The sequence below is a fragment of the Caldimonas sp. genome (assembly GCF_046291045.1).
Taxonomy (GTDB): Bacteria; Pseudomonadota; Gammaproteobacteria; order Burkholderiales; family Burkholderiaceae_C; genus Caldimonas.
The window spans coordinates 1-4,493 of record NZ_JBKBSL010000072.1 but is presented as its reverse complement, the minus strand read 5'-3'; the positions used below and the strand labels follow the sequence as shown (position 1 = coordinate 4,493).

Genomic DNA, 4,493 nt, shown 5'->3' with positions numbered 1-4,493 from the left:
TTCCAGTCGAACAGGTCGCAGCGCTGGCGCTCCACGCGGCTCTGCTCGGGCACCTCACTCAACACCTCCACCTGGTAGGTGGTGCGGCCGGTGGCGTCGTAGCCGATGTTCTCGGCCATGGCCATGAAGATGGCTTCGTCGTCGCTGGCGGGCTGGCCGGGCTGGCGCTTTTCCAGGAACACCACGCTGCTCTTGACGCCGGCGCCGAAGTGGGCAAAGGCAAACTGCGGCAGGCTCACCACGGCCAGCACCTTGAAGCGCTCCAGCAACCAGTCGCGCACGCCTTGCAGGCTGGCGTTGGTGAGCAGGCCGTCGGGCAGCACCACGGCGGCCTGGCCGCCGGGTTTGAGCAGTTGCCAGATGCGTTCGCAGTAGATGACTTCGGTCTTGACGCTGGCGCGCTGCTTGATGGCCTTTTTGCCGGCCTTGGGGTCGGCGCTGTCGTCTTCGGGGTCGTCCTCGTCCTTGCCGCCGCCCTTGCCCACGTAGCGCGAGAGCTCGTAGCTCTTGAGGTAGCTGTGCAGCTCTTCCTTGATGACGGCGCCAAAGGGCGGGTTGGTGGGGATCTTGCTGAAGCCCTTGCGCTCGTCGCGGCGGAACACGTCTTCGATGCGGCCGGTCTCGGGGTTGAACTCGGTGTCGCGCTGGATGCCCATGATGCGCGCGAAGGCGTCGTTCTTGAGGGCGAGGGCGCCCAGCGGTTCCAGCGCGTCGTGGCCGATGACGTTGGTGTGCCCGTCGTCGTGCACGATCATGTTCATCTTGGCCACGCGGGCGATTTCTTCGTTGATCTCGATGCCGAAGAGGCGTTTTTCCGCGAAGCTGTGCCAGTAGTTGAAATGCTCTTTGCTGTCTTCGTCGTAGTACTGGCTGGCGAGCTTGCGCACGTGGTCCAGCGCGTGCAGCAGGAAGCCGCCTGAGCCGCACGCCGGGTCGATCACGTCGTCGTCGGCGCGGATGTCCAACATCTGGATGGCGAAGGCGATGATGTTGCGCGGCGTGAAGTACTGGCCGAAGTCGCCCTTGAAAAAGCCGTCCATGAACTGCTCGAAGGCCACGCCCTTGGTGTCCAGGTCCGTGGCGGTGAGGTTCACGCCCTCCAGGTGCAGCACCACGTTCTTGAGCGTGACCTCGTCGATCTTGATGTCTTCGTTGAAGACGTCGGGCTCTTTTTGCCGCTCGATGGCGTACAGGGCCTTGATGCGCTCGGCCAAGCGCTTGGGCGTCTCGAAGGTCTTGACCTGGAAGGCGTAGGGCTCACCCTTTTTGCGCGGCGTTTTCTCGTCGCGAGTCTTCAGGAAGATGAGCTTGGTCAGCTCGCCAAAGGCCATGGGGGGCGACAGCCGCCCGCCGCCCCACAGGGTCTGGTGGCATTTGCGGATGGTCTTGATGAGGTCGTCGCGGCTGACGGCGGCGATGTCGGGCTTGCCGGGGGCCTTGTGGTAGTACTTGTATTCCTCGGGCTTGCCGTACTGCGCGGGCAGGTCGGCAATGATGTTGGCCTCGCGCTCGAGGACGCCGAAGCGGTCGGAGCAGTCGAAAAAGGCTCGTGTCTGCCCGGCGATGACGCCCACGTACTCGGCGCGGAATTTGTGCGCATGGCCATTGCCGAAGGCTTGTTCGATGGCCTGCTTGAACTCGGTGTCTGTGACGGCATCGCGCTTGCACTCGATGACCGCGAACGGTTGCGTGCGCGCGGCATCGCGGAAGATCACCAAGTCGGCGCGATCAACCGGCGTACGGTCGGGCACGGTGACCTCCACACCGATGCACTCAGGCGCGTAGCCGTATCGGTAGATCAATTCCGCGTAGTACGCGGCGCGGACCTTCTCCTCTGGGTCGGACCACTTTTCCGCGACATTCACCGCCACGTAGCGAATCTTCTCGGTCTTGCCGCTGGCGATGAGCTGCAGGTGACCATCCGCGATGGCGCGCTGGATCAGTTCAGTAGGTTCCATAATGGAGATGACCTTCAGTTTTTGTGTTGTCAGGCGTCGGTGCTTTCGTTTTCGCCGCCAGCAGATACCGGAGCTGGGGCAGCCTCTTGCCGTGCGGAGCCAGGGCGATGCAGTGGCGGCGGCGGACCGTCGCGCTCCTGCTCATGCGTCGGCTCCAGACGTTTCGCTCGCCGACTGCTCCGCCGCCCCCATCCAGTAGCACAGCAGCGGCGCCGGAATGCGCATGATGCGCGTCGGGGCATCGGCATCGTCGGCCAGCGGCAGCCCCAGCATCGGCCCGAAATCGTCCAGCGCTTTCGTAACGACGTAGCCACGCGCAATGCGCTTGGCTTGGCACAGCTCGATCAGACCCTTGAGTTCGCGTGCACCGGTGTGCTGGGCGCGGTACTTGACCTCGAAGGGAATCAGTTCGCCGCCCACTTCGGCGACGAGATCGACCTCGTGCTCGCGCTTGCCGCGCCAGTAGGAGAAGCGCACGTTCTGCGCGTAATAGCGGGCGAACAGGTGCTTGAACACGGCCGTCTCGGTGGCCACGCCCAGCGCGGCGGCATCCTCCAGAATGGCCTTGCCCTTGAGCATCACCGCCGGCGCGATGGCGGCATCGGCCAGATAAATCTTGAACCGCGCGCGCAGCACGTCCTTGCCGTAGCCGTAGGGTGCGAGGCGGTAGATCAGGTGGGCGGCCTCCAGCAGTTCGATGAAGTGCTGCGCCGTGGGGCGCTTGACCTCCAGGTTGCTGCACAGGTCCACCATGTCCAGCAGGCCGCCATCGTGCAGGCACAGGTAGAGGAAGGTGTGTTCCAGGTCCAGCACGCGGCGCACGCCAAAGAGCGCGGTCATGTCGCGCTTGAGCACCTTGTCGATGATGTCCTCGCGCAGCAGGCGCTGCGCCTGCGTGACGCTGTCGACCTGCGCGGTCTGCGGAAAGCCACCGCGCAGCAGGTATTCGTGGAAGTGGCCCACGTAGTCCCGCCCCAGCTCGGTGGCGCGGTAGAAGTCTGCCGGCGCCCAGTCGAACAGGTCGCGCAGGCTGCGCAGTTTGGGCAGCTCGGGCAGTTGCAGGCGCTTGATCTGCAGGTACTCGTAGAACGACAGCGTGGTCAGCCGGATCGTGTGCCAGCGGCCGACGCCGGATTCGGGGGCGGCCTCCACCAACGGCATGGCCGAGCCGGTGAAAGCGATGCGCCGGTCCTTGCGGAAATCGACCTGGTGCTTGACCCAGGTGCCCCAGTCCCGGATGAACTGGGCTTCGTCGAGCAGCAGATATTCCGGCCCCTCGGCGCGCGGCTCGCGCTCGCGCCAGGCGTCGAGCACGGCGTCGATGCCGGCGAGCTTCAAAATCGGGTGGTCGAAGGTGGCATAGAGGATGTTGGCCGCGGGTACGCCGGCGGCCAGCAGCGCCTGCGCGGCCTGCAGCATCAGCGTGGTCTTGCCGATCTGCCGCGCGCCGGAGAGCATCACCGCCCGGGGCGCGGGCGGCACGGTCAGCCAGGCGTGCAGCTCGCGGAAGGCGGCACGCCGCCATGTGGGCAAGTCCGCAATGGGCTCGCCCCGCCACCAGGGATTGAACTGGGCGAGGACGGCGACGAGCTCCTCTTTTGAGACTTTCATGGCAGAGATTCTACTTGCGTTATGCGTTTAGTTAAAGTGTAGTTTTCTTGTTTGTATTTCACAAGCAGAATGCCTCGCCATCCGGGCGCTTGGCTTCGCGCCCTCACAGCGCGTCAATCGCATCGTCGCATTGACCGGAGATGCCGATGGACACCCTGCCCAAACTCACCCCGACCCAGTTCTTGCTGCCGCGTGCCGCCGCCCGCCGCACCGATGGGCGTGTGATCCCGCCCGCCAAACTGCGCGGCGTCGCACGGGTCAAGGTGCTGACTGCGCTGCTCGATCGTGGCTGGATCGAGCCCGCCGACGGCTACCACGTGCTGACCGACGCGGGCTACGCGGCCATCGGCCAACAGCGGCCTGTGCCGCCGGATGGCGTCGCGAAGTGCGACACCACCGACGGCCTCCAACTTCTGGAGGGCATCCCGGTGCGCCCTGGCACCAAACTCGCCGCGCTGGTGGTGGCGCTGCGCCGCCCGCAGGGGGCAACCAGTCTGCAACTGATGCTGGCGACCGGCTGGCAGCCGCATTCCGTGCGCGGCGCGATCTCGGGCCTGCTGCGCAAGCGCCTGGGCCTGAACGTGGTGCTGACGCACAACGCAGCCGGAGAGCGGGTGTACCGCATCGGCTGACGGTCAGCCGCGCCGCAAGGGGTCGGAGTTCAGGTCCGGCCCTTGGGGTACGCACAACATGCGTACCCTGGCCGTCCTTCCGGTCGCTGGCCGTGGCGGCAGCGCTGGCCTGCAAACCGCAAACCCTGCAAACCTCGGTTTGCACCCTGACGGTGGCGAAGCGCCGCGCTTGCGCCCCCCGTATTGGCTTTCGGCCAGGAAGGACCCGTTTTGCCTGGACATGTGTGCATTCCCCGACCGTAACAATAGGCGGTGACCATCACCACCGTCACCACCATCACAGGCGCGAACT

At 65.4% G+C, this 4,493-nt stretch carries 3 protein-coding genes; 1 reads left to right on the top strand and 2 read right to left on the bottom strand.

Annotation, left to right across the window (positions count from 1 at the left end):
- Nucleotides 1–1,958: restriction endonuclease subunit M (locus ACK4ZD_RS15230; protein WP_409663976.1), on the bottom strand; the 1,958-nt coding region annotated here is incomplete at its 3' end.
- Between the two features lie 141 nt (nucleotides 1,959–2,099).
- Entirely contained in the window at nucleotides 2,100–3,569 is a 1,470-nt protein-coding gene (locus ACK4ZD_RS15225; RefSeq protein ID WP_409663973.1) for an ATP-binding protein, read from the bottom strand.
- A gap of 146 nt (nucleotides 3,570–3,715) precedes the next feature.
- Between ACK4ZD_RS15225 and ACK4ZD_RS15220 the strand changes: the two genes are divergently transcribed.
- Nucleotides 3,716–4,201 (top strand): DUF3489 domain-containing protein, encoded by a 486-nt coding sequence (locus ACK4ZD_RS15220; protein ID WP_409663971.1) that lies wholly within the window; start codon nucleotides 3,716–3,718, stop codon nucleotides 4,199–4,201.
- Nucleotides 4,202–4,493 lie beyond the last annotated feature (292 nt).

Excerpts from the sequence above, each read along its gene's own strand:
- ACK4ZD_RS15220 (WP_409663971.1), top strand. The coding sequence starts at position 3,716 with ATGGACACCCTGCCCAAACTCACCCCGACCCAGTTCTTGCTGCCGCGT.
- ACK4ZD_RS15225 (WP_409663973.1), bottom strand. The coding sequence starts at position 3,569 with ATGAAAGTCTCAAAAGAGGAGCTCGTCGCCGTCCTCGCCCAGTTCAAT.